A 24,326-nucleotide genomic window follows, 5' to 3' on the forward strand; every position below is an offset into this window, starting at 1 on the left:
AGTGATACTCCTTTCTGCAAAAACGTTAAATGATGGACTCGTCCGTCAGTTTTTTGGATGCATAGTTGGCTCCAAGGATAAAGACCAAGCCAACGACAGCCTGGAACAGGCCGACCACCGTCGCCAGCGTATACTGCCCGGATTCCAGACCGGTCCGGTACACATAGGTACTCAGCACGTCGGAGTAATCCATGACCGCTTTATTGCCGATGACAAACGGACGGTCAAAACCGATCGAGATCATATTCCCGAGGTTGATGATGAGGAGCGTTACAATCGTCGTCTTCAAGCCCGGCAGCGTGATATACCAGATTCGTTTGAACCTGCCTGCCCCGTCCACTTCCGCCGCTTCAAACAGCTCCTTGTTGATCCCGGTTAAGGCAGCCAGATAGAGGATGGTTCCCCAGCCTGCGCTCTGCCATACACCCGTCGCCAGGTAGGTGATGAGCCATGTATTTTTTTCGGTTAGAAAAGGCACCGAATCAAAGCCGAGCGCCATCAGCATATTGTTGATCATGCCGGATTGCGTGCCAAACACCTGGTATACAATGCCGCCTATAATAACCCATGAAATAAAATGGGGAATATACAATATCGTTTGGGATAAACGTTTGAACCATCGGATTCGGAGTTCATGCAGCATAATGGCCAGAATCAATGGGGCCGGAAATGAAACCAAGAGATCCAGCAGATTGAGCATCAGTGTGTTGCGCAGTGTTTTATAAAAGTCCTGAGTCTGGAAGACTTCTCGGAAGGCATCCAGTCCAATCCATTCGCTTCCGGTGATGCCCTGGAAGAAATTGAAATCCTTAAAAGCAATCTGAACGCCCCACATCGGGCCGTATTTGAAAATGATAAAGTAGACCAAAGGCAGAACAAGCAGTGCATATAATTGCCAGTACCGGCGCAGGTAAACGGTTCCTCTCATCTGAATCATCCTCTCCTTGCTCATGACGCCGGGAGCGAAGGGACGGCCTCTTGTATATAGCCGTCCTTTCCCTTGTCCCGCTGCGGAGTATCTTTATTTGGATTGCATCTCCTGATAAACCTTGGTCCGCTCATCAAGAATCGCCTGGCCGCCGCTGACCATGTAATCCTTCATCGTAGCTTCGAACACTTTCTCGAAGTCTTCCGGTTTGGCCATCGCCGTCTTTACGATCATCTCTTCGTATTTGGCTTGGAGGTTCGTGCCGTATTTCGCTTCGGCTTCGATCGGTCGGTCAAAGTTGACCGGCTTAAACGTATCCGTTGCCGCTATTTCGACGGCCTTGCGGTGCAGATCCTGGAACTTCTCCGGGAAGTTGGTCGTCAGCTTCTCCCGGTTCTGTGCCTCGTCGCCAACAAAGTTACCGTTAGCGATAATGGCAATGTCGCCGGAGTTGTAAAGACGATCAATCACATCTTGAGGAGCGTCGGTCTTCATGACGGGAATGCCGTCCACCATTTCATAATTTTCGCCTTCCACGCCGTTTTGCAGAGCCAGCAGATTGGCAGGATCGGCCATCCAATTCAGGTATTTAATCGCTTCCACAGCATGGCTGCTTGTTTTCGGAATCATGATATACATGCCGTTTGGCGCATATTCGGGCTTCGCGCGCTTGCCTTCGGAGTTGGTGAATGGATCGATCGGTTCCAGTTTGGCATCCGGCTGGTTTTTCAGCAGCGTATCATAGGTGCCGTCCGCATAGTACAAGTTCGGATAATCCTCTGTCAGGAAGCCAGTGAGGCCATTCGTTACATCCTGGGTCAACTGCTTCTTGTCTTCGTCCAAACTGAAGTCACGGCTGATCAGCCCCTCATTGTACAGCTTGTTGAAGAATTGAAGCGCATCCTTGAAGCCCGGAAGCAGGGTCGGGTAGTCATTCGCTCCGAGCTTTTGGAGCTGCGTGTACTTCTGTTCATCCGTGGTCGGCTGGATAAAGGACCAGATTAACGGATCGTATTGAGCCGGTTCGATTGTCATGCCGAAAGGAATGACCTTGCCGCCGGTTTCGCCCGGATCCTTTTCTTTGAAAGCTTTCAAGACCTCGTACAGCTCATCCGTGGTTTGTGGCACGTCCATGCCGAGCTTCTCTAACCAGTCGGTACGGATAAAGGAAGAATACTTACCCAGGAAAGCCCGCTTTCCAGGAACGGCAAACTGTTTGCCCATGTACTGGCCGTAACTCATCGCGTCCTCATCGAGGAATTCCTTCAGGTTCGGACCGTGCTCGTTGATCAGATCGGTCAGTTCCGTCAGTCCGCCCTGCTCCGCGTAGCGATTGAAGGTAGGGGTGTCGTACGTAAAAACAATATCCGGCACGTTGCCGCCGCTGGCCATCAGAACGTTCAGCTTCTTGATCTCCTCCGAACGGGGTACCGGTACAAATTCCATCTTAATGTTGTTAGGAGTTCCAAAGTTGTCCTGGATGTATCTCGTTAGGTAGCTGTCGGTTATGGTGTATGGCTTCGGTGTATTGCCGCGATCAAATATTTCGACCTTCAGCGTGACCTGCTTACCATCCTTAGAGCCGGAATCTCCGCTTCCGCTTGAAGTATTGGTGCTGCCGCCCGAGTCTGATGAACACCCGGATAATACGACCGTTCCAGCCAATAGCATGACGAGCGAGAGCTTTGCGAGCTTGCCCCATTTTTTCTTGCTTGCCGCCATAGTTACATCCCCTTTTCTTATTTTGATATTGCCCTACCGTTCGCGCCGTTCTCTTAATTGAATATATCCTGCGGATACATCCCTGCGCTGCTTTGGGATCCATTCATGTAAGCGCTTAACCCGTGGGGTGTCCTCAGTATGCCTCAGAGGCCCGGGTATGACAATAAACCAAATTCCAAACCCCAGAATGCGCATGGTTACACGGTTTCTCGGTTTAGCAATGACTATTTTCGCATCATAAACTGTTTTCATACGATCGCCTTAAACCTTGCTGCATCCACGGTTTGTTCCGTATGTTGAACGTCCCGCTAAATGAAGCCCCAGGCTTGAAATTTGCCGTGCATATGCAAAAATACGAAACGGGTGCTGCTCCCAATCGGAAACTTCTGCACCCGCTTCTTGATAAACTATAGTCATAAACTGCTTTCGCAATCCAAGCCGCTCGTTTATGATCCCGGCTCCATACCAGGAGACGGCTTCATCTTCAGCTTGCGGTAATCTCCCGGCGTCACACCGGCCGTCCGTTTGAACACCCGCCCGAACGTAATGGCGTTTGCATACCCGATTTTCTCCGCAATTTCCTGTATGGAGAACTCGGTCTCCGCCAGCAGCTCCTCCGCCCGCTTCATCCGCAGCTGAACCAGGAAATCAACGAACTTCATATCGTATTCCATTTTAAACAGATAGCTTGCGTATTTGCCTGAAATCTGAAAACGGTCGCTAAGATGCTTTAGGGATAAATCCGGATCTTCAAAATGCTCTTCGATATAGTGCTTCATCTCGCTGATCATCGCCCGGTAGCTTTTGGTTTCACTGAGCGCAACGTAAGTACGGTAAGTTTCCGTTAACTCATCGCTGATCCTGCTCTGCAGCTCCTCCAGGGTCGCTGCTCCCGCCAGCATATGGTCCTTGCTCTCCGAAAGCTGATTCCGCAGCTCGCCGGATAACACCCCAACCTCCCGGGACAGCAGCTGAAGCATGCTGTTGACCAGAGAACGGATGATATCGTCCTTCAACCGCTCCTCCTTGAACGAAACGAACATATCCTGCAGACGGGTTCTCCAGCCATCGTTATTTAAGCGAAAGTCCTTGACCAGCTCCGAAATTTCCGTCAGATAAGGAAGCAGGTGGCTTAAATCCTCCTTGGACAGCTCATCGCCAACCAGGACGCCATGATCCCCCATTACCAGTCTATGGCCGAGCGCCTCCGAGGCGGAGCGGTACGAGGCCCCGATCTCGTGAAGCCCGGTGACCGTACTGCCCAGCCCGAAGCTCAAAGGCAGGCGAAGCTTTTCCTCAACCCAGCCGCGGCATTCCTCGGCAGCATGGATCAGGGCCGGACGAGTCTCGTCCTTTACCTCCGGCAGCGCGATCAGAATACCGACGCGGCTGCCGGAGATCCACTCGAGCCAGCTGTTGAAGCCGGCATTGCGTGAAAGCTCCTGGAACACGTTCATCAAGGCAAACTTCAACACATTCTGGTCCCGAGCGGTATGAACATCCTGAAAGCCGCTGTAATCATTGATTTCACCGAGCATCATAACGTAGCCAACCGGTTGTTCCGTCAAGGTCATCGGGGTCAGCTCGCTCATCCTCGATTGCAGCTCCTCCTCGTGCTTGTGCCCGCCGATCAGGTCCATAAACAGCTGACTGCGCTGAAGCTGGAGATTCTCGTCGTGCTTTTTGTCATAATCCATGGACCTGTTGATCAGGCTTTCAAGCGCGCTGTCGATCACGGATAATTCATCCTTAGCCACCTGCGGCATGTTCAGCTGAATGGATTCTATGCGGTTCATCATGGCTTTGATCGGCTGATAATTCCGCCTGCTAATATAAACGATGTAAATAACGGCAAGCACCACGGTCACGAACCCGATGACGACCCAGATATAGGATACGACCGACACCCAAGCATAGAGCTGGCCCGCACGGAGGCCGCTTTCAAAAGTCCAACCCAGCTGTTCCGATTGCAGCATTGTCAGCACCTTGCCTTCTTTGGCCCGGTTATCCTCTCCCGTCTGGGATGCTTCGAAGATCAGCTCCCCGCTGGAATCCAGAATATTCAAAAAGGAAACGCTGTCATTTATCATCGGATTGATCATCTGCTCCAACCGATACATGCTGACGTTTATCACCAGCAGTCCCTGGCTTCCGAAGGGGAGCGGCAAATTTTTGTACATGGAGATGACCTGCTTCGGTTCGTTCTCCCCGAGACCCGTCATGGAGCGTACGGCCGACCAGCCCCGATAATCGTGCTCCTTCACGGCGTGCTCGATAAATGAACGGTCCGGAAACGACGAGAGGGAGCTCTGTCCGCTGGTAGTCAGCACGGACTGATCCGAATGACGGTACAAATAGACCGATTCAATCATGTCGCTGTCCGTTTGCAGCACGCGAAGTCGTTTCACCAGCGAATACATCAAATTTTGGTCGGATGACGGGGTACTGAACAGATAGCTCGAGTATAGGGAACTCGTCTCCACTTCGTTCAGCACGTTCATCTCAATTGCATGGATGGAGCGGTCGAGGTCTTCCATAATAAATCTCGTGGATATCCCGTTTGCCTTGGCCGCTTCTTCGCGTGAAGCCTCATTAAACATAATGAAAGAAAGAAATACGATAATGGTAATGGTGATAAGGAAAATGGGAAAATAGGAAAGAAGCAGCTTGCGATACCAGTTTTGCTGCAAAGAGGTCATTCCTTTCTCTTCCAGGTTAAGCGTTTTACTTATGCTTGTCCTTTATTGTAGCACGGCTTTGTCCCCCACTGGAAGAGGGATGTCTTTAAAGGAAGGACTCCTGCAACGCAAAACCAAAAAGCCGCGAATCCCCGCGGCTCCTTGTACCCTATATGTTTTTGTTCCCCAGACAACACATTCCTGTGCAAGCCATCCTCCAGCCAAGGCTAGAGTTGTATGAAAATGCCGCCGAAACTACTCACTTGTTCCCTTCATGAACTCCGATATCATGACTTTCTGTCCCGTCTTGGCACTCTCCAAGGCAGCCAGCACCATCGCCATGCTGTAGACGTTGTCGCTGCAATCCGTCTCCGGCTTGATGCCCGCTTCGAGGGCATAAAACATATGTTCCAGGCAGCCATGATGTCCGGTCTTCTCCATGACGGGCAGCGTTCCTTCCGTCCGTTCATACCTCCGTATGAAATTTCCTGATTGATCCCCTTCCGCCACGAACTCCGCATAAATCTCATCATGACCGTCCCAGATTGCCGTTCCTCTCTCTCCCGTTACGCGCCATGCGGCCTCCCAGGAGGTCTGAGCACCTTCGGCACACCAGGAACCGCGGTAATTGAACACGGAGCCGTCCGACATTTCATAGATGCATATCGCCATCGCGTTACCGGCATACCAGGACCCCGGCGGGTTAAACTCCTGACAGTACACGGATACCGGATTGGCTCCGCTGATCATTCGGGCCTGGTCGAAGGTGTGAATGGCCATGTCGAGCAGCAATGGACTGTCCATCAGGTCCCGAAACCCGCCGAAATGGGCGCCCAGAAAAAAATCCGCCCCTATAAAACCGGGCTTTCCAATCGCGCCGCTATCGATCAAATCCTTGAACGCTCTAATTCGCGGGTCAAATCGGCGGTTTTGCATGACGGCATGCGTTCTGCCCACAGACTCGGCCAGCTTCACGATATCCAGGCATTCCGTCATCGATTCCGCTAACGGTTTTTCGCTGAATACATGGCACCCGTGCTTAAGCGCTGCCGTGCTAATCCCATAGTGGCTGGCCGGAATGGTCACATCAAATACGATATTCGCTCCGCTTGAAGTAAGAGCCTCCGTAATATTTGTATAGATGGGACAAGAAAGCCCATGTCGGTCAGCAAATGCCTGTGCAAACTTTTCCTGGATATCCACGAGGCCCACGATTTCAACGTCCTCACGCCCTTTTGCATATTCCGCCCATGTATTCGCCATACTGCCGCATCCTGCTATCACAACTTTAAATGTCGTGTTCATGCTTGTTAACTCCCCCTGAATACGTCATATTGTCGTAAACCGCTTACAAATCTTTTTCCTAACCCGTTGTCATCATTCCGATATTGGCTTATTGTAAGTGAAGCAACTTCATTATAATGGCGGAACTCAACATTTTCTCTATACAACCTTGTGCATTACCACTCTAATCTTGCGGTTCGAGGTGAATTCGCTTGTCCAATCCAAGAGAGCTTCATGAGAATACGAGACTTGACTACAAAGCTTATCCCGTGCAGGTATTTCATAACTTCTGCTCCCATGCCAAAATGAAAGACTGTATCCTGTATCTCCACTGGCATGAGCACTTTGAGATCATTAGCATGCGCCAAGGACACGCGGTATTCCATATTGATACAACTCCGTATGACGTAAAGGCCGGGGAAGTCATTATCATCCCCGGCGGCAGCCTTCACGTGGGATATGCGCTTGAAGATGGCGACGTACGATTTGATTGTGTCGTGGTGAATGCATCCCTCTTTAACGATTTCCTTCATGATCCGATTCATGCGCGTTATGTCGCTCCCTATATGGAAGGCCGGCTCCGTTTCCCCGTCAAGCCTGCCGAGAGCCACCCAGCTGGCGCAGACTGCTATCCGCTGCTGGATGAAGTCATTGAAGAGCTTGTAACGCGTCGTCCAGCCTATGAGCTTGTAGCCAAGTCCAAGCTGTACACCCTGTTCGTTCTGCTGGCGCGCACATTCATGCCCGCACCGTTCACGGAGAAGACGGCCGAGCCGTATTTTGCGAATCGGGACCGTTATAAAACACTCATTCAACACATCGAGAGCAACATCGGCGAGAAATTGTCGGTTGAGGCCGCCGCGGCGGCGGTCGGTTTGAATCCGTTTCATTTTTGCAAAATGTTCAAGCGTTTAACAGGGCGCACTTTCGTGGATTACGTCAATCTAACCCGAATGAATGAAGCGGAGAAGTTGCTTCGTGAAGGGACTTTAACCATCACCGAGATTGCCGGCATCGTCGGCTGCAGCAACCCGAATTATTTTACCAAGCTGTACAAACAGTACAAGGGCATGACACCTTCCCAGGCTAGACTGTTATAAACCCTGATTTCAGAATCAATCCTTTGCGAACTATATCCCGGCCCATGATCTCTACGAGAACGGTAACTGTATCCATCAGCATTGTGAATATGCATAAAAAAAGACTCAACATCCAGCTGCTTGCGCTGAAGTTGAGTCTATTTTCTAAATCGAAACAGCACCTCTAAGAGTTAATATGCCTTAGGCACCTCGACCTTTCTTGTGTTCCCATCCTCATTCGTGAAATAGATATGAACTCCATGGTCCTGATCATCCAGGAAATATGAGACATATTTACTCTCATCCGCCTTCATGGGAACCAGGAGGGTCGCGATGCGATGGCTTGCCGCAGATTTCGTTTCAGCATGCAGATGCCACTGGTTATCCAGCCCATCGATTTCATCGGGATCGACATCGGTGAACTGATTATGCTGATTCAGCGACAAGTCGCCGGATGAACTGTACACGAATCGCCCTTCCATTTCCGCTTTGCTGCCCAACACTCGAAACGTCTGCCCCGACAGCTTCATCACGTTCAGAGTATGAAACAGCCACTCGATGCTGGCTGGCTTGGCGAGATCCACCGTATCCACTATGACAAAATATGATTCGTCAAAAAAATAGATCTCGCGCACATACCGCTCAAGATAAGGGACATTCTCCAGGTAGGCCTGCGTAGCGTTCATACGGGTATACCCGTACCCTGGTGACGCGTCAACTTGCTCCACCTTCCCGCTGGCCTCGATGCAGAGCACCTTGTCTTTTCCCGCATACTGCCCATGGCCATCGATGAGAATATTGTTCGTGGAACGCGTCTGCCTCCGCCAATTCATATGCATCGTGCTTCCGAAAGCGATATAATATCCACTCTCGATAGCGAGAGGTTCGCCGAATGCGTGCAGCAGGAATCCGTTCTGGTCACCGTGACTGTGGCTCATGGAGCCGTAACGGCTGCTCTTTGCCAGCAGCATGATATGTTCATCCGGATCATCCATCCGGTGATGCATCGCCACCCAGTCAATATCCCGGAACCATTTGACGGATTGGATGGTCCCCTCCTTCGCTTCCGAAGCGTTATCGGAAGAAAACGGAACGGTAACAGAAGGAGCAACAGCCTCCACTTGAGGGTAATCATGCCGGTACAGCATATCGTCAAATCGGAAATCCCACCAGCCGTAATTGTAAAACTTGGTGTCGGCGTCCGTATCCGCTTTGGCTACTTGTTCATAATACCACTGATATAATCCGTTGCCTGTAATGCCTGCAAACTGGCGAATATTGAAAGCCGTCTTCAGACTAACGGGCTCGCCTAGATAGGACTGGTCTCCGAAGCTGGCCCGTATCGTGTCCGGGCTGCTGCAGTAGAGCGGAAAGTCGCCCGTGCGCCCAAAGAACGGCCGTTTAAAGAAATCAATCGATACGTAGCTGCGAATGAGATTAAGCGCATCTATCACAAACGCCATGCCGGTTGTCCAATAGAGCGGCCCCTCGGCCCAGCCTCCATCTTCTCCGCCCCAAGGCGAATAGAGGCAGGCGTAGTATTCCAGCGTGTAATCCAGCCATGTCTGTGCCTCGGCCTCTTCATGCAGCATGGCAATGCAGGCTGGGACAAGCACGGAGGACAACGAACGAACAGCATGGCTGTCATAGGGGACATGATGGATTTTCGAGCGCTCCATCACATGGAAGGCCACCTGCTCCGTACGTCGCAGAAGAGCTCCCCTGACGAGATCCATCTCCTCTGCGGTGAGGTAATCGTGGAGCCAGTCGTATCCCCATGCGAGTGCACCAACCATCCGAAACGCAGCTTCATCGTTATAATCCCTGGACGTTGTACCTTCCGTATCCCACCGGGCCGCGTGAAGCAGCCACGACTTCGCTTTGGCTATCAAAGCATCATCCTGCAAAATGACCCCTGCCACGCTTAAGTGCCGGATGACATACAGCGTTTCTTGGCAATCCATGTACATTTTTCTCCACAGCTTCGCGACACGCTTATTGCCGGGATAACGTTCCGGTTCCGGAATTAACGGCTTATCCAGCCACGGAATGACCGATTTCTCGTAAAAAGCGCGCCAGCCGCAGTAATCATCATCCTGACGTAAATGTTCACGGAACGCCGCCACTCCCTTCTCATCCAGCCATAACCGCGGATGCCCGGTATTCGTGCGTTCATAGCGATCCCCCCGGTCAGGCAGGGGAGTCTCAGGGAGGCCCTCCGGAACATGAAACATTCGGGATTGGCTCCATGAAGAACGGTTAAGGGCAGCGTCCGTCGTATCCTCCCCTTGTTCCCCGGTCAGCAAGGCATAGCGCCAATAATAAGTACCTGCCTCCAGAGCGTGATCCGGAGTGTATAAGTTATAGGGAATCGGCGAAATTGACGTTGTCGCCTCCGTTTCATACGAGGGTGAGGTCGAAATCTGCAGCATATAACGGTCGTTCTCCAGCTGTCCTGGCATCCAGGTGAAACGGGGAGGATTCTCAAGCAGCTTACTCTCTTCATCCGGTTGATATGGCACGGACAACAATCCGTTTTTCGGTTCAAACAAGGTTTTCATCGAGTACCCTCTCCTTCAACCCGTTGTTGGTCATCGTGAAGCTTCTCGCGGTCCTGCCATCGGACAAGCTGAGCCAGTCCCCATTCTCCGCCCGGTTCCATTCCAATGTCAGCGGCTCCGTACCGCTACGGTAGACGGCAATGAAGCGGGCTTGCGAATCTGTCCGATGAAGCCGGATTCCCTCCATCCTTCGGCTGGGATCGTCCGCAATTCCAGGTGACTCCACCTGTGTGCATCCCATCCCCTCAAAGGACATAAATGAAGCTACCGCCAGCGGCCCTGATGCATTGGCAATATGGAGATTGAATTGCATGCCATCCTGGGACAAGGCGTGGGCGCAGCTTTCTTTTACATATGCGTATCCATCTTCATTTCCTAGATTCGTTACAACGTGGCCCTGATCAGCATTGGGAAGCCCGCTAAGCTCTCCTTGGCCAACATAATGAAACCACCAATCCACAGCTGCCGGCTCTTCCAATTCCACTTCGAACCAATCCAGAAGCCAGTCATCCGTCAATATCAGATGCCGGTCCAGAACGCCCTGTTCATAAGCCTGATCGGACCGCACCCAGAGATAAGTAAAATTCGAACCGGATTCATACCGAATGCATTTCCCTTCGGTCGGATTCTGGGAACGCCGCCCAACCGAGACGGTGTTGTGGCAGGCTGTATGGGGATACCATTCGTTCTTCAGGATTGAACCGTACGGTACGGTACCACGGTCTGGCGATAGTGGCTGGTTCCCGACATGAATCATCAGATTCAGTTTATCGAAGTGACCATGTGATCCACCATGAGGGCCAAAATCGACCAACGCCTGAAGCCCATTCGAATGATTCGACTTCAACAGGGCAAATCCGCTGTGAGGAAGAAAGACCGAAGGAGCGGAAAGATCGGGCAAGTCATTCTGGTTTCTGCCTTCATTGTCCCTTGCTTTCCTTGCTACCCTTGCTTCCTTTCCTTCAGTTTCATTACCTGCTTGGTTCGCATGTTCTGCATCGCCTGCTCCTTGCACTTCTCGTGTCACTCGTACTTCGATGACATCCCCGACTTCCCATACTCCTTCCGATGATGTCTTCCGATGAGAAGCCTTCGCCGCAGAAGCAGCCATTCCGTATCTCCCATCCCAATGGCCCGTACCGTACAACAGAGCTTCCAGCATGCCAATCCGGCCTTCTTCACCATTCAATTCACGATATACATTGTCTAACAATCGTCGATAGCTCTTATCCCCATAAACGGATAAACCGATTTCCACAATCTCGGCGATTTCTCGCGCATACGGAGCCCTGCGATAAGGACCGTCGTGAAGTGCAGGCAGGGAGCCATTTTGGTCTGATAATTGAACCAGTACCGCCAGCATTCCCTGCATGGATTGGCCTTGCTCTCCCCTCAGGGAAAAAAGCTCTTCACCAACCCGGCTCCCCATTTCCGCTGCAATCAGGTAAGCACGGAGTACGAATACGTGGTAATACACGCTGCCTTCAAATTCAAGCTGATCCGGCCTGATGGCAATGCTGAGATGATGCCGCAGGCCGCCTTCCTTCACGACCAGCTGCCGCAGCTTCTCCGCTTCGCCTTGTACCGCATAGATACTAAACAGCGCGGCAATCAGCCAGGCGGTATAGTTGTTCTCGGGATTTCCGCGCTCCTGGGTCAACATATGATGATATTCCGTCATGCTGCTCTCGAGCATATGCAGGAAATGATCAATCTTCCGGCGTTCAGCCTCGTGAAACGACACCTGCAAATCCTCCAAAAGGAGATAACCGCGAAGCAAGGTCGTTGCCCAGATGGCCTCGGTTAAAGCCTGATGGAATGCGCGCCCTTTCAGCATCCAGGGCTGGGCATCCGGATGGACAGGATAAAGCGGAAACTGCTCCGCGTAGCGGACGATCAGCTTTTTTCCAAGATCGGCGTAGACCTGCTCTCCCGTACCGGCATAAACGGCGGCAGATTGCAGAACGTATCGGGCCATAGCCTGATGCTTGAATACCAGCCAAGCTCCCCTGTACGGTTCCCCCTCCACTTCGCAGCCATACGGACAACGATAGGAGCTGCAATCGGCTTCCAGCGAATCATACATCAGTTCCGTATGATGTTCGGGACACACGTATTGGTGCCACCAGCCGCCGGGCTCGACAGGAACATCCAGCTTCCGTTCGATGACCTGGTCAAGCTCGGCTTTCAGGATATCGACTGTACGTTCGCTCCACGGATAGAATATCGACTTCGATTTGACCTTCATCCAATCCCTCATCGCATGAACATGCCGCCGTTAATTTCGATCGTCTCCCCCGTTAGATACGAGGACATCTCCGAGACGAGGAACAGAACGGAGCCGGCGACATCGTCCGGGGTACCCTCCCGCCCCAGCGGAATGCCCTTGATCGTTGCTATTCGCGCTTCATCCGGGGTAAAGGTGGCGTGAAACGCCGTCTGTCCGATAAATCCCGGCGATACGGCATTCACGTTAACTCCGCTTGAAGCGAGCTCCTTCGCCAGCCCTTTGGTATAGCTCAGGACGGCCGCTTTGCTGGCAGCATAAATGCTTGCGCCGGGTCCGCCGCCGTTATGTGCCGCAACGGAGGTCATGTTAACTATGCGACCTTGACCGGCGGCTTTCATGCCCGGAATGACGGCTTTGCTCATGAATACCGTGCTTTTCATATTCACATCCATGACCTTGTTGTAGAGCTCCTCGGTCATTTCCGCATTCGCCAGACGCTCGACCAAATGCCCCGCATTATTAACCAGGATCGTAACCGGTCCGCCAAATGCCTTCTCCACATCAGCTACAAGCGCCTCTGCCTGCTCCACATGCGTAACGTCTGCACGAAAAGCATACGCCTCGCCGCCAAAACTTTGAATCTCCGCCACGGCTTCTTCGGCGGCTTCCTTGCTGTTCAGATAGTTCAGCGCGACCTTGGCTCCGCTTCTTGCCAGCCTTAATGCTACCGCACGACCGATCCCTCCACTCGAACCTGTGACTAAAGCGATGTTACCCGATAAGTTAATATGCATATTAATCCCTCCTGATTAGGTTTGCAGCTGTTTCAGTCTGCTCTCTTGGTCACTCACTCTTTCCATTCGCGGCATTGTCATGATGATTTTTGTACCTTGATCCGGCGAACTATGAACTGTAATTCCGTACTCTTCGCCGTAAACCATCTGAATTCGCCGATGGACATTGACGATGCCGATTCCGCCCTTGCGCCGGACATGCATTCCGTCGTCATCGTCCACCAGACGGTTTTCCTCGAGCCTCTTGCGCAGCTTAAGAAGCTCATGGTCCGCTATGCCTGCGCCGTTGTCCTCTACCATAACCAGCAAATTGTCCTGTTCTATTCTCGTGTCAATCCGAATGTAATGCCAAACTTCGATCCCTTCCGGAAAAGCATGCTGAAAAATATTCTCGACAATCGGCTGCAAGGAGAGCCTGACCATCTTCTCCAATAGGAGCTCGGGCGGCGTCGCCACCTCGATCTCGAAATCGCGCCCGATGCGATGCTTCAATATCATCATGTAATGCCGCACATGATTAAGCTCGTTGGCAATGGTGATCTCCTCCAGGTTCGTCTGGATGGAGTATCGAAGCATGAAAGCCATCGCCTCCACCATGTCCGAGATCTCGTCGGAATCCTGAACGATCGCATAACAATTGATCGTTTCCAGCGTGTTGTACAGAAAATGCGGATTGATCTGTAATTGGAGCGCCTGGAACTCTGCCCGCTGGCGCTCCAGCTGGATGTCCTGCAGCTCCAGCTGCGTTTTCTGATTGTGGAGCTCCGTGTCATAAACCTGCTCGATCATATCGGACAAACGGCTGACCATAAGATTGTAGCTATGGATCAATCCCCCGATCTCGTCCTCCCTCGGTTTCACATCGGTGATATGCGTCCAGTTCCCCTTCTCCGTCTGCCTCATGCCGTTCTTCAGATTGCGGATCGGATTGACAATCGATTTGCCGAATCGATAGGCGAGAATGAGCGCAATGATTAGCGTTACGAAGCCTACGATAATCGTAGTGGACCGAATACCCGAAATCGGTGCCCGGAGTTCATCCAGCGGCATCATAATGACGAGGCTCCAACCCGAATACTCCGACTGACGCGTAATGATCATCGTTTTGTCGCCAAGCACCGGTTCTATGAATCGATGATCGCCTTTGGCGATAATACGCTCCGGCAGGTCGGTGGAAGTAATCGCATCCATATCCACGTGCTCAGGGGCATAGACAACTTCGCCTTCGCGATCCAGGATAATGAAGAAGCCCTGCTCCCCGAGATCAACGCCGTTCCATAAACTCGACAGCTGGTCTTCATTGAACTCAACCGCCAGCACGCCTTTCACGTCGTACGAGCTCATTCCCCGGATTTTGCGCGCTACCGTAATGACATTGTCCCGATCCTTCTCCAGCAAGCTGGTCTTCAAAATGACAATCTCCCCGTTCTCCGGCGTCTTCTCCGTGAGTTCGCGAAGGCGGCCTGACGGATCAATCGACATGGCAGAGAAGCTCTGATTCTGATCAAAAATCGCTCTTCCATGAAACCCGAGAATATACATCATGTGAGTCTGGGTCGGATATTGTATAAAGATCTTCTGAAAGACATCCTTGCGGATAAGATTGGTAAATCGATAATGTTCATAGCTGTCGCTTGGGTCCATATCCAAAAAGCGTTTGACCGAATCCTGAAGTAAAATCGTATTGCTGATCCGTTCGAATATCTGCAGCTGGTTATCCGTTTGCCTTGCCGCGTTTGTGATAACAGTGGTCATATACTTCTCGACCTGTTCATCAATCGCTTCGGATGATTTGATATAGAAGAAAACGCCAACCGTAGAAAGCGAGAACAATATAACGATAAAGAAGTACAAGAAGATTTGACGAGACAGGCTCTTGCGCATCATTCGATCCCCAGCAGCTCCCGGTATTCGGAAGGGGTGTAACCGGTGACCTTCTTGAAGGTCTTTGTAAAATGGGGATGATCCGCGTACCCTACTTCGAACGAAATATCCGTAATTTTATAATGTGGAAGGGCGAGGAGCTTCTTCGCTTTCTCCATTCTTTTCTTGATCCGGTAATGGACAAAGGTCTCATCCGTCATCTGTTTAAACAACTGACTGAAATAGGACGGGTTGAGCCCAAGCATATCGGCAACCTCATCGAGTGAGAGATCACGGGATAAGTTGCGCTCGATATATGCCTTCGCTTCTTCTACAGGCTCTTTGGCATTTCCTTTCCGCTTGTCGCGTATGAGCTTCACCGTCTGATCCACAGCTTGACGAAATCTCTCGAAATAATGATGGTTCCCTCCGGGCGCAGACCCCGTGATGCCTGTCATACGTTCGAACGAATACACATCCCGGCCGTTTAACTGCTTGATCAGTTTCGCATACAGTTCATCCAGCAGTTCCTGAAGCTGAATCGATTCAAGCCTGCGCTCGTTGCAGTAATCCTCGATTTCTTGCAGCTTGTGCTGGATATCGTTCATTTGTAAATGCCATACGGCCAGTTCCAGCTGCTCCAGCCAATCCTCCAGCTTGGAGAGTGGAAAATAAATCCGCTGCTTCTCCTGCATGGACTTTCGATCCGCCATCAATTTATTCATGGTGTTGTGTACCACCGATTTGGTCACAGGCTTGAGCAGATACTCCTTAACTCCATACGACATGCATTTCTGGGCGTATTCGAAATCACCGTAACCGGAGATGACAACGACCGTGATATCGCCGTATGCTTCATAAAGCTGCTTGCTTAGCTCCAGGCCGTCCATCTTGGGCATTTTAATATCCGTAAAAATGAAGTCCGGTCGTGCCGTCTGAATCGCTTCCAATGCTTCCATGCCGTTGCCGGCCGTTGCCGCTTGAATCATGGCTGGATCCGTCTGCGTGATCAGTTTCGCCAAGCCCATCCTTATCATAGGTTCATCATCAACGACCAGAATGCGGTACATTACCCATTCCCCTTTCAAGACAGCGAGAGTAGTCTAGCTTTAGCAAGATACTCCTCTGCTTAGGCAAGCAGAGGAGTCATTCTTCAACACTATACTAAAACATGCTCTGCCTATTCGAAAGCGTTTTCTTTCTCGTTATATCGTTTCGTAGCCTCCTCAATAATCTCGTTGCCCCCTTTGGACAGATACTCCTCGAGCACCTTGCCGTAGTTATCAATAGGCTCCCTGCCGTATACCATGCGGAGCACATGCTCCAGAATCAGCGGCGGCAGTTCATCCGACTTCGGATTCAGCTCCGGATATTTCACCATCGCCTCCAGTCGCGGATCGAATTCAATGCCGCGGCGACCCTCGTTCGAAAGCATGTTATCAAAAGCATCTATCAGCTCTTTGCCGGAATCGGACAACTCGGATACGCGTTTGTTATAGGTTGTATCCTGCACCAGCCACAGCCAGTAGTTCAGATAACGCATCTTATCCGCACCTGCCGCGTCCGTCGGAACCTCGAAGACCGGCTTGCCGTCGGTTACCTGGTAATCCTCGCCTTCAATGCCGAAGCTGAAGAACAATTCTGCATCTTCGCTGACCATCCAATTGAAGAACTTCACGATATCCTCGGCTTTATCCTTCGCCTTCGCATTGATGAAGAAGGAGCGCGTCACCGGATTGTAATGAGCATATCCCCCTTTGCCGTCAGGCCCTACCGGCGAAGGAATCAACGCTACTGTCGCGTCCGGGACATTCTCCTTCAGCTGGGTGCCCCAAATCGGAAGCTCATTCGCGTTCATGGACCACATGCCGGCTTTGCCGCTCGTGACGATGGATTTGAAGTCCGCGCTTTCAATCGTCGCGAATTCCTTGCTGATCAATCCTTCCTCGTGCATCGTCTTATAAATCTGAATAGCTTGCTTCATATTTTCTTCATCGAAGAAGGTTGGCTTTACTTTGCCGTCCGGGAACACCTTGAATTGGTTCAGGTAACCCAGCACGTCATAGGCACCGAAGAAGGTATCCGCGTATTTGAAATTCTGGCGTCCGGCATAAGGCTGCTCCACCCCGGCTTCTTTGAACGCGCGCAGCACATCCATCGTCTCTTCCACCGTTGTCGGGATCTCCTTGCCTACTTTCTCCAGCAGGTCGGTCCGAATCCATGTGGCTCGTCTGGACGGATTGGACAAGATTTCGGGAATCCCGTAGATATTGCCTGTCTTGGAATCCGTCATCCGCTTCCAGGCTTCCTCGGGTATAAACTTGAGCAGGTTCTGCCCATGCTCCTGCAGGAGGTCGTTCAGCGGGAGAAAGACTCCGTTCTCCACGGCACCCGCCAGCTCGGGACCGCTGATTCCGCCAGTGCCCTGCACCACATCCGGAATGTCGTTTGTCGCAAACATTTGCACCATTTTATCCTGATATTCGTTATGCGGAATCAGGCGGATATCCAGGTCCGTGTTCGTCTTTTTCTCTAGCTCCAGCACGTACTTATCCTTGTTGATATCCGGATTCTTCTCGACGTAGGATACGTTAAGCGTCCGCATCGAAATGGAGAATTTCGTTGGCCCTGCTTCACTTCCGCCTTGCCCGTTGCTGTCACCTCCGCCGGCATTGGCTCCCCCGCCTCCGCCATTATTGCCCGAACAGCCAACGAGCATGGCCAGTACGAGACCTGACGTAAGCATACGTGTCCAACTTTTCCTCATGAATACCCCTCTTTTCAAGCTAATATAGTCGCTCATAATAGCGCTTTCAAACTTAATATCAGTATAGAGAACCGTCTGGGCGGGAACAAGGAATGTCTTTGGCTCGGTTTGTCGTTTTTTTAGGATTACTCTTTGATCGATCCAATCATCATCCCATGAATGAAGAAGCGCTGCAGAAACGGATACAAGAGAATGATGGGCACTGTGGCTACCAGAATAACCGCCATTTGTATGCCTTGTACGGACTGGGAACTTGCCTCGAATGCAAGGTTCCCCGTATCGGTCAGGCCCTCGTTCACCAGAAGCTCCCTTAATTTTACCTGCAGCGGATACTTGGCGCGATCATTGATATAGTAGAGGGCGTCCATGTATTTGTTCCAATTGGTTACGGAGTAGAATATCCCTACTGTCGCCAGCGCCGGTTTGGATAACGGAAGCACGATGCTCCATAGCGTACGGACCTCGCTGCACCCGTCAATTCGGGACGAATCGATCAATTCGCTCGGAATTTGGGTGAAGAAGGTTCGAAGCACAAACAGATTGAATGCGCTGATCGCCGATGGCAGCATCAAAGACCATAACGTGTTGACGAGATTCAGCTCGCGCATCAGAATGAATTGCGGGATCAGCGGTGCCGTGAAAATCATGGTCATCAGGATGATAATCATGATCGTTTTTCTGCCCACGTATTCGGGCCTGGAGAGCGGATACGCCAGCGAAGCGGTTGCTGCCAGATTGATGAAGGTTCCGAATAGCGTAATGTAGACGCTGATCCCGAATGCCCTCCAAATGGAGATATCGTTGAACACATGCTGGTAGTAGGCAAAGGTAAACTCCACCGGCCAGAACATCACTTCTCCGCGATCGATAGCGCCCGGGCTGCTGAACGACTGGGCAATGACATTAAGAAAAGGGAGCAGCATGGTGAGTGCAAGAAAGGTAAGGATGATATAGTTCACGACGAGAAACAGTTTTCTGCCTGCACTGTCATATTTCACGTTGGTTGTCACTCCCCTCTAATACAGCGACTCGCCGGTCGCTTTCTTGCTGATGGTGTTTGCAATGGAAATCAGGAACAAGCCGACAACCGATTTGAACACCCCGATGGCGGTTGCATAACTGTACTGAAGCTGCTGCAAGCCGGCTTTGTATATGTACGTGTCCAAGATTTCGCTGGACTGAATGTTGAGCGGGTTCTGAAACACGAATACGCGTTCAAACCCATAATCCATGAAGTCCCCGATTTTGAGCAGAAACAGGATCGTTATCACGGGAAGCAGCGCCGGCAGGGTGATGCTGAGCGTCTGGCGCCATCTCCCCGCTCCATCGATTTCGGAGGCTTCGTAGAGGTCCGGATTAATGCCTGCGAGCGCCGCCAGATAAATGATGGTCCCCCATCCGACATCTCTCCATAGTCCTGAGCCCACCAATACCGTTCGAATGTAAGAATCTTCGCCTAGGAAATAGATTGGATCGATACCGAACCAACCGAGCATTACGTTCACGATCCCCGATGATGGAGAAAGGATCCCCACAAAGATACCGCTTACAATGACCCACGACAGAAAATGCGGCGCATAGAAAATCGTCTGGACAATTTTCTTGTAAACGACCTGGCGCACCTCATTGAGTAATAAGGCCAAAACAATGGGGGCAGTAAAAGCAAACAGAATGTCATATGTACCCAGCAGAAGCGTATTCCGCAGAATTTTCAAAAAATCATAGTGCTGGAACATTCGCCCAAAGTGCTCAAGCCCCACCCAGGGACTTCCCGTCACGCCTGCAAACAGATTGTAGTTCTGAAATGCGATCACGGAGCCCATTAACGGAACATACTTGAATAATCCGAAGAACAGCAGTCCCGGCAGCGATATGAAATACAGCGCTCTGTATTTCCACATGAAGCCGAGTATTCTTCTGCGATTATCGATCTTTCCCTCCAGCCTTGGGCTAACTGCTGCCGCTTTGCTTGGCTCGGCCATCTGTCTTCACCTCTTGTTTCTCAAATTGGCCGGTGCGTTGTCATCAATCGGAATTTCGTCAAACTGAATGCTGATAAATTCAGGCTCACGATCAATGATCCGTGACAGCTCCTTTGTAAAAACATCAACGATTTCGTTCTTCTGCTCATCCGTGCGTCCTTCATACAATTTAATCGTAATTTGCGGCATCGGCTTTCGCCTCCTTAGGAATGATGATGTGATGAATATCCTTATCCTATAAGTTTTCATGACCGGGCAGCAATGGAAGAAGATCGGTTCCTTTGTGTTTTTTTTAGGTGGATCGGCCGCTTGTGTTTTTTTAAGATCGACTTGTTATTTCAATAGTTCTTAAGCTGTATATGTAGAATTTGCCAGCATTCTATGGAACAATGGATCAAAGCAGTTGCGACAATGAGCCAAATGATGACATCAGTTTTGGGAGGTTAGCGATGAACGGACAACAACAGGAAACGATATCGCCCTATTCGCTATTATGGGGGCAATTGGAAAGGAAACTGTCGCGAATGACCGGACAGCTTCAAGGCAAAGTTCCTCATGCAACAAAGAACGGAATCTATGATTCCACCCGGATCGACTGGTGGACCTCCGGTTTTTGGCCGGGAATGCTCTGGATCATGTATGAGATGACCAAACAGCCGCAGTATAAGGAGTGGGCTTGGGAATGGGATATTCGGCTTGAACACGCGCTTATCGGAGACAGTAATTTCCACCACGATGTCGGCTTTCAATTTCTGCCGACTGCCGTCATCAAATATAAGCTGACCGGCGATGCGGATGCCAGGCGGAGAGGATTGTTGGCCGCTACCCTGCTGGCAGGGAGGTATAACCCGGTCGGGAGATTCATACGTGCTTGGAATCAGGTGAAACCCACTTCATGGAACCATGGGAATGAAGGCTGGTCCATTATCGACTCCACCATGAACCTCTCCCTCCTATTCTGGGCTTCCGAGGAGAGCGGTGACCCGAGATTCGCTCATATCGCCAGAGCCCAAGCGAATACGGTTGCCGAGTTTTTCATAAGACCGGACGGCTCCGTTCGGCACATCTGCCGATTTGATCCGTTAACGGGAGAATTTATCGAAGCGTTGGGAGGACAAGGCTATGGTCCGGAATCTGCTTGGAGCCGGGGAGCGGCTTGGGCATTGCATGGCATGGCTAACACCTATCGCTATACCCGCGATATTCAGTACCTTGAAGCCGCCAAGCGGGTTGCCCATTTCTTCATAGCTTCTCTTGAGGAGGATTCCATACCCCGCTGGGATTTCCGTGCGGAGCGCAAGGAGATGAAACCATCCGCTCATGAAGAGACGGAAGCATCCCCGAAGACTACCGAGCCCCGGGATACGTCAGCAGCATCCTGCGCCGCTTCCGGTCTACTTGAACTCGCGGACCTGGTGCCTATAACCGAAAGTTCTCTGTACCGTGAAAGTGCCTTGCGTATCATCAACTCCTTAACGACCCATTACGCCGAATGGGATGACCCCGCTTATGAAGGCCTACTGAAGGAAGCCACGGGACATCTGCCTGCCGGACAAAATATAAACGTTTCGCTGATCTATGGAGATTACTATTATGTTGAGACCGCTGCCAAGTTAATGGGATGGAAAAACCGGATCTTCTGATCCGGTTTTTTGCGTGTCAATCCATCTACTCTTCTTTAGGTATCCGGATATAGAAGCAGCTGCCGCCCGCATGCTTCCCTCCGCTCTCAGCCCATACCTGACCGCCATGTGCAGATACCAGCTGCTTGACGATGGCAAGCCCCATACCGCTCCCGCCACTTGACCGATTCCTTGATTTATCGCCCCGATACAGCCTTTCGAAAATATACGGCAGATCGGAGGAAGAGATCCCCTGACCTGAATCCTGTATTCGAATCAGGGCATGTGCCCCTTCGTCCACGAGCTCGGCTTGTACCGTTCCTCCAGCTGGCGTGTAGTGCAAGGCATTGCTTAACATGTTGATCAGAACCTGGAGCATTCGGTCGGCATCCACCTCGGCTAGAATCGGCGAACCGCCGACATATTGCAGGTCCACCTTTTTTTCATAATACATTGCAGTCGCCAAGGTGATGGCCCTCTCCATAATATAGCCAAGATCCTGCTTGGATCGGGATAGCTGAAACTCGGGTGATTCCATGTCATGCAGATCCTCAAGCTCCGTTACAAGCTGAATCAATCGATCAATCTCTTCAAGACACGTTTGAAACCGATCTGCGGTCGGCTCCCAGATCCCATCCTCAAGTGCACGGGTGTGACTCTTTAATGTGGTTAACGGCGTTCGCAATTCATGTGCGATATCTTGGGTCATATTCCTGCGCAGCAGCTCCTGCTTCTGTAACTGCACAGCCAGTTCGTTCAGTGAAGAACCAAGTCCCGCGATTTCATCGTACCCTTTGGTTGTCACACGGATGTCCCAATTCCCCCGCGTCATCATCTCAGCCGCTCGTTTCATCTGGACGAGGGGAGCCGATATTCTCTTCGCAACGTATATGCCGATCACGGAAGCAATGGCAATCGATAGGAGACATGTCAATATGATGGATTGCATCTGCGCTTGCTCCAAATGGTAATTCAGCTCAGCCATTCCATCATGCACGGATGATTGCTGCTGGAACATGGCGATATGATAATGGTTGGTCACAATATTGATTACGGTAAACACGATCAATATCCCTGCCGTGATACTGATGATGATAGCGGCAAGCCTCAGGTCCAGACGATGCTTCAAGCCCTATCACCTCCAAAGCGGTATCCGAATCCGTATACGGTGATGATATATTGGGGCTGCCTAGGGTCGGATTCAATCTTTTGCCTCAGATTCTTGATATGCTGATCAATAATTCGGATGTCGCCGATAAAGTCATAGCCTAACACGCGATCAACCAGTTCTTCGCGCGAGAAATTGCGCTGGGGGTACTTGGCCAACAGAAGCAGCAATTTGTATTCGCTTGGCGTCAAGTTTACAACCTGTCCATGGCAGGTAACTTCGTGTTTCATCGAATGAATGGCCAGCGCGCCTTGGTGATACACAATTACGTCCGCCAGGAGCTTGCTGTCATCTCCTCTTCTCAGAACGGCCTTGACTCTTGCTACAACTTCCCGAGGGTCGAACGGCTTCACGATATAATCATCGGCTCCGATGGCAAACCCGCCAATCCGGCTGCTCTGGGCCACCTTTGCCGTTAACATGATAATGGGTACCGGGCTGAACGTTCGAATCTCCTGGCATATCCGCTCGCCATCCATATCCGGGAGCATGAGGTCCAATATAACAAGATCCACGGATTGCTCTCGCAGGAAATCGAACGCTTCGGCACCGTTGGCCGCTTCCAGCGTCAGATAATGTTCTTTGTTCAGGTAGGATACAAGAACTTCTCGAATATTCGGTTCATCATCCACGATTAATATGGTCTTCATTCCGGTTTCTCCTTATAGTATCCTTCATCAATACAAGTCAACTTTAACATAAGACTCCATTGTAACTGAAACTTGTGAAGATTCGATGAGGATGAACAAAGAAACCCCTAGCCCATGACATTCATAGGTGCAGCTGTTGTCTATAGGTCTGAAGCTCGTCATAACTTGGCTGCTTCGATCCGGGACTTCAAATAAGAGATGCTTTGCGGCACTTCACGTTCATGCAGGCCATGAAGAATCAGCGGTCCACTGAAATGGGAAGCGTGCAGGAGCTTCATATATGCTTCGTAGTCCAGTTCACCGGTTCCGGCTGCCCTATACTGTAATCCTTCCATAGTCGAATAATCTTTGGCATGGGCTATAATGACATGTTCACTGAGCAGCAACAGCGCTTGTTCAATTACCTCTGTTAAAGGCATCCCTTCGTTCGGGTGGAACAAATTCGCTGCGTCCAGAACTATTTTTAACCGGGGAGAATCCATCGTATCCAGCAGCCTTCTGGCTTTGACCGCATCGCTGATCACATTGGCGGGCTCAGGTTCGACAGCCAGCTCCAGCTCGTACTCGGCAGCGATATTCACTAATTCACGCATGGACGTAAGCAGGTCATCCCATGCTTCCGGTGAATTGTTGTCCGGATGTGCCCTCCACATATTGTCCTTATCCCTTGTGCCGGTACACAGGGTAATGACCGACGTTCCCATCGAATGGCACATGGCTGCCAAGTGGCGAAATCGTCGGATGTCATCCCGCAATCGCTGACGGTCCGGGTGAATCACATTGAAGGTCCCGGATACTGCGGCTATATGTAGATGCCGTTTCTCACATTCTTCTCTTATATACACCGCGGTTTCCAGATCGATCTCGTGCGGCAGTGATGGGAGACCCGCGCAGGAAAGATTGAATTGAATGACACTCAGCCCGGTTGCTTTCACTGCGTCCAAATTCCCCTCCAGTGTCGGCCTCTCAAACGTCTTGGAGAAAATGCCAAGTCTCAT

General features: G+C 51.1%; 18 protein-coding genes. 2 read left to right on the forward strand and 16 right to left on the reverse strand.

The window, feature by feature from the left end; all coding sequences use genetic code 11:
• Window positions 1–25 precede the first annotated feature (25 nt).
• The 4 genes from MKY82_RS19315 to MKY82_RS19330 form a co-directional block, all read right to left on the reverse strand.
• Window positions 26–928: an ABC transporter permease subunit gene (locus tag MKY82_RS19315; RefSeq protein ID WP_220687382.1), complete on the reverse strand. Its 903-nt coding sequence runs from the start codon at window positions 926–928 to the stop codon at window positions 26–28.
• A 93-nt stretch (window positions 929–1,021) separates the two neighbouring features.
• Window positions 1,022–2,650 (reverse strand): extracellular solute-binding protein, encoded by a 1,629-nt coding sequence (locus MKY82_RS19320; RefSeq protein ID WP_220684863.1) that lies wholly within the window; start codon window positions 2,648–2,650, stop codon window positions 1,022–1,024.
• A gap of 446 nt (window positions 2,651–3,096) precedes the next feature.
• Entirely contained in the window at window positions 3,097–5,349 is a 2,253-nt protein-coding gene (locus tag MKY82_RS19325) for a helix-turn-helix domain-containing protein (protein WP_339294139.1), read from the reverse strand.
• Between the two features lie 234 nt (window positions 5,350–5,583).
• Window positions 5,584–6,633: a Gfo/Idh/MocA family oxidoreductase gene (locus MKY82_RS19330; RefSeq protein WP_339294140.1), complete on the reverse strand. Its 1,050-nt coding sequence runs from the start codon at window positions 6,631–6,633 to the stop codon at window positions 5,584–5,586.
• Window positions 6,634–6,824: 191 nt separating this feature from the next.
• On the opposite strand from MKY82_RS19330, the gene MKY82_RS19335 reads away from it, so the two are divergent.
• Window positions 6,825–7,712: an AraC family transcriptional regulator gene (locus MKY82_RS19335; RefSeq protein WP_194543212.1), complete on the forward strand. Its 888-nt coding sequence runs from the start codon at window positions 6,825–6,827 to the stop codon at window positions 7,710–7,712.
• 170 nt (window positions 7,713–7,882) lie between these two features.
• Here the strand turns inward: MKY82_RS19335 and MKY82_RS19340 are convergent, their stop codons facing one another.
• From MKY82_RS19340 to MKY82_RS19380, 9 genes are all read right to left on the reverse strand, one after another.
• Entirely contained in the window at window positions 7,883–10,252 is a 2,370-nt protein-coding gene (locus tag MKY82_RS19340) for a DUF4962 domain-containing protein (protein ID WP_339294141.1), read from the reverse strand.
• The gene (locus tag MKY82_RS19345) at window positions 10,236–12,500 is read right to left on the reverse strand and encodes a heparinase II/III family protein (protein ID WP_339294142.1); all 2,265 of its coding nucleotides are present in this window, start codon (window positions 12,498–12,500) and stop codon (window positions 10,236–10,238) included. Before MKY82_RS19345 ends, MKY82_RS19340 begins: the two co-directional genes overlap by 17 nt.
• An 8-nt stretch (window positions 12,501–12,508) precedes the next feature.
• Complete coding sequence (locus MKY82_RS19350; protein ID WP_339294143.1) at window positions 12,509–13,276, reverse strand: 3-oxoacyl-ACP reductase family protein; 768 nt, start codon at window positions 13,274–13,276, stop codon at window positions 12,509–12,511.
• 15 nt (window positions 13,277–13,291) lie between these two features.
• Window positions 13,292–15,163, reverse strand: coding sequence for a histidine kinase (locus tag MKY82_RS19355; protein ID WP_339294144.1), 1,872 nt, complete (start codon window positions 15,161–15,163; stop codon window positions 13,292–13,294).
• A complete protein-coding gene (locus MKY82_RS19360) occupies window positions 15,160–16,209 on the reverse strand; it encodes a response regulator (RefSeq protein ID WP_339217979.1) in 1,050 nt (349 codons plus the stop codon). Before MKY82_RS19360 ends, MKY82_RS19355 begins: the two co-directional genes overlap by 4 nt.
• A 110-nt stretch (window positions 16,210–16,319) precedes the next feature.
• Window positions 16,320–17,906: an extracellular solute-binding protein gene (locus MKY82_RS19365; RefSeq protein WP_339294145.1), complete on the reverse strand. Its 1,587-nt coding sequence runs from the start codon at window positions 17,904–17,906 to the stop codon at window positions 16,320–16,322.
• Between the two features lie 125 nt (window positions 17,907–18,031).
• Window positions 18,032–18,904 (reverse strand): carbohydrate ABC transporter permease, encoded by an 873-nt coding sequence (locus MKY82_RS19370; RefSeq protein WP_098746103.1) that lies wholly within the window; start codon window positions 18,902–18,904, stop codon window positions 18,032–18,034.
• An 18-nt stretch (window positions 18,905–18,922) separates the two neighbouring features.
• On the reverse strand, window positions 18,923–19,888 hold the full coding sequence (locus MKY82_RS19375; RefSeq protein WP_339217983.1) for an ABC transporter permease subunit: 966 nt from the start codon (window positions 19,886–19,888) through the stop codon (window positions 18,923–18,925).
• Window positions 19,889–19,894: 6 nt separating this feature from the next.
• Complete coding sequence (locus MKY82_RS19380) at window positions 19,895–20,077, reverse strand: tautomerase family protein (protein ID WP_071218573.1); 183 nt, start codon at window positions 20,075–20,077, stop codon at window positions 19,895–19,897.
• A 260-nt stretch (window positions 20,078–20,337) separates the two neighbouring features.
• Between MKY82_RS19380 and MKY82_RS19385 the strand changes: the two genes are divergently transcribed.
• On the forward strand, window positions 20,338–21,531 hold the full coding sequence (locus tag MKY82_RS19385) for a glycoside hydrolase family 88 protein (RefSeq protein WP_220684855.1): 1,194 nt from the start codon (window positions 20,338–20,340) through the stop codon (window positions 21,529–21,531).
• A 25-nt stretch (window positions 21,532–21,556) separates the two neighbouring features.
• On the opposite strand, the gene MKY82_RS19390 is transcribed toward MKY82_RS19385, so the two are convergent.
• The 3 genes from MKY82_RS19390 to MKY82_RS19400 all read right to left on the reverse strand — a co-directional run bounded on the left by MKY82_RS19390 (window position 21,557) and on the right by MKY82_RS19400 (window position 24,326).
• Window positions 21,557–22,639 carry an ATP-binding protein gene (locus MKY82_RS19390; protein ID WP_339294146.1) on the reverse strand — a complete coding sequence of 361 codons (1,083 nt, stop codon included), beginning with the start codon at window positions 22,637–22,639 and terminating at the stop codon, window positions 21,557–21,559.
• Entirely contained in the window at window positions 22,636–23,328 is a 693-nt protein-coding gene (locus tag MKY82_RS19395; protein ID WP_113056624.1) for a response regulator transcription factor, read from the reverse strand. The genes MKY82_RS19390 and MKY82_RS19395 overlap by 4 nt, the downstream gene beginning before the upstream one ends.
• A 158-nt stretch (window positions 23,329–23,486) precedes the next feature.
• A complete protein-coding gene (locus tag MKY82_RS19400; protein WP_339294147.1) occupies window positions 23,487–24,326 on the reverse strand; it encodes a sugar phosphate isomerase/epimerase in 840 nt (279 codons plus the stop codon).

Origin of the sequence: Paenibacillus sp. FSL W7-1279, assembly GCF_037969845.1 — a bacterium.
Lineage (GTDB): Bacteria > Bacillota > Bacilli > Paenibacillales > Paenibacillaceae > Paenibacillus_AQ.

Bases quoted from the DNA above. Each gene is read 5' to 3' on its own strand.
- MKY82_RS19315 (WP_220687382.1), bottom strand. From the start codon at position 928: ATGAGAGGAACCGTTTACCTGCGCCGGTACTGGCAATTATATGCACTG.
- MKY82_RS19320 (WP_220684863.1), bottom strand. From the start codon at position 2,650: ATGGCGGCAAGCAAGAAAAAATGGGGCAAGCTCGCAAAGCTCTCGCTC.
- MKY82_RS19325 (WP_339294139.1), bottom strand. From the start codon at position 5,349: ATGACCTCTTTGCAGCAAAACTGGTATCGCAAGCTGCTTCTTTCCTAT.
- MKY82_RS19330 (WP_339294140.1), bottom strand. From the start codon at position 6,633: ATGAACACGACATTTAAAGTTGTGATAGCAGGATGCGGCAGTATGGCG.
- MKY82_RS19340 (WP_339294141.1), bottom strand. From the start codon at position 10,252: ATGAAAACCTTGTTTGAACCGAAAAACGGATTGTTGTCCGTGCCATAT.
- MKY82_RS19345 (WP_339294142.1), bottom strand. From the start codon at position 12,500: ATGAAGGTCAAATCGAAGTCGATATTCTATCCGTGGAGCGAACGTACA.
- MKY82_RS19350 (WP_339294143.1), bottom strand. From the start codon at position 13,276: ATGCATATTAACTTATCGGGTAACATCGCTTTAGTCACAGGTTCGAGT.
- MKY82_RS19355 (WP_339294144.1), bottom strand. From the start codon at position 15,163: ATGATGCGCAAGAGCCTGTCTCGTCAAATCTTCTTGTACTTCTTTATC.
- MKY82_RS19360 (WP_339217979.1), bottom strand. From the start codon at position 16,209: ATGTACCGCATTCTGGTCGTTGATGATGAACCTATGATAAGGATGGGC.
- MKY82_RS19365 (WP_339294145.1), bottom strand. From the start codon at position 17,906: ATGAGGAAAAGTTGGACACGTATGCTTACGTCAGGTCTCGTACTGGCC.
- MKY82_RS19375 (WP_339217983.1), bottom strand. From the start codon at position 19,888: ATGGCCGAGCCAAGCAAAGCGGCAGCAGTTAGCCCAAGGCTGGAGGGA.
- MKY82_RS19380 (WP_071218573.1), bottom strand. From the start codon at position 20,077: ATGCCGCAAATTACGATTAAATTGTATGAAGGACGCACGGATGAGCAG.
- MKY82_RS19385 (WP_220684855.1), top strand. From the start codon at position 20,338: ATGAACGGACAACAACAGGAAACGATATCGCCCTATTCGCTATTATGG.
- MKY82_RS19395 (WP_113056624.1), bottom strand. From the start codon at position 23,328: ATGAAGACCATATTAATCGTGGATGATGAACCGAATATTCGAGAAGTT.
- MKY82_RS19400 (WP_339294147.1), bottom strand. From the start codon at position 24,326: ATGAGACTTGGCATTTTCTCCAAGACGTTTGAGAGGCCGACACTGGAG.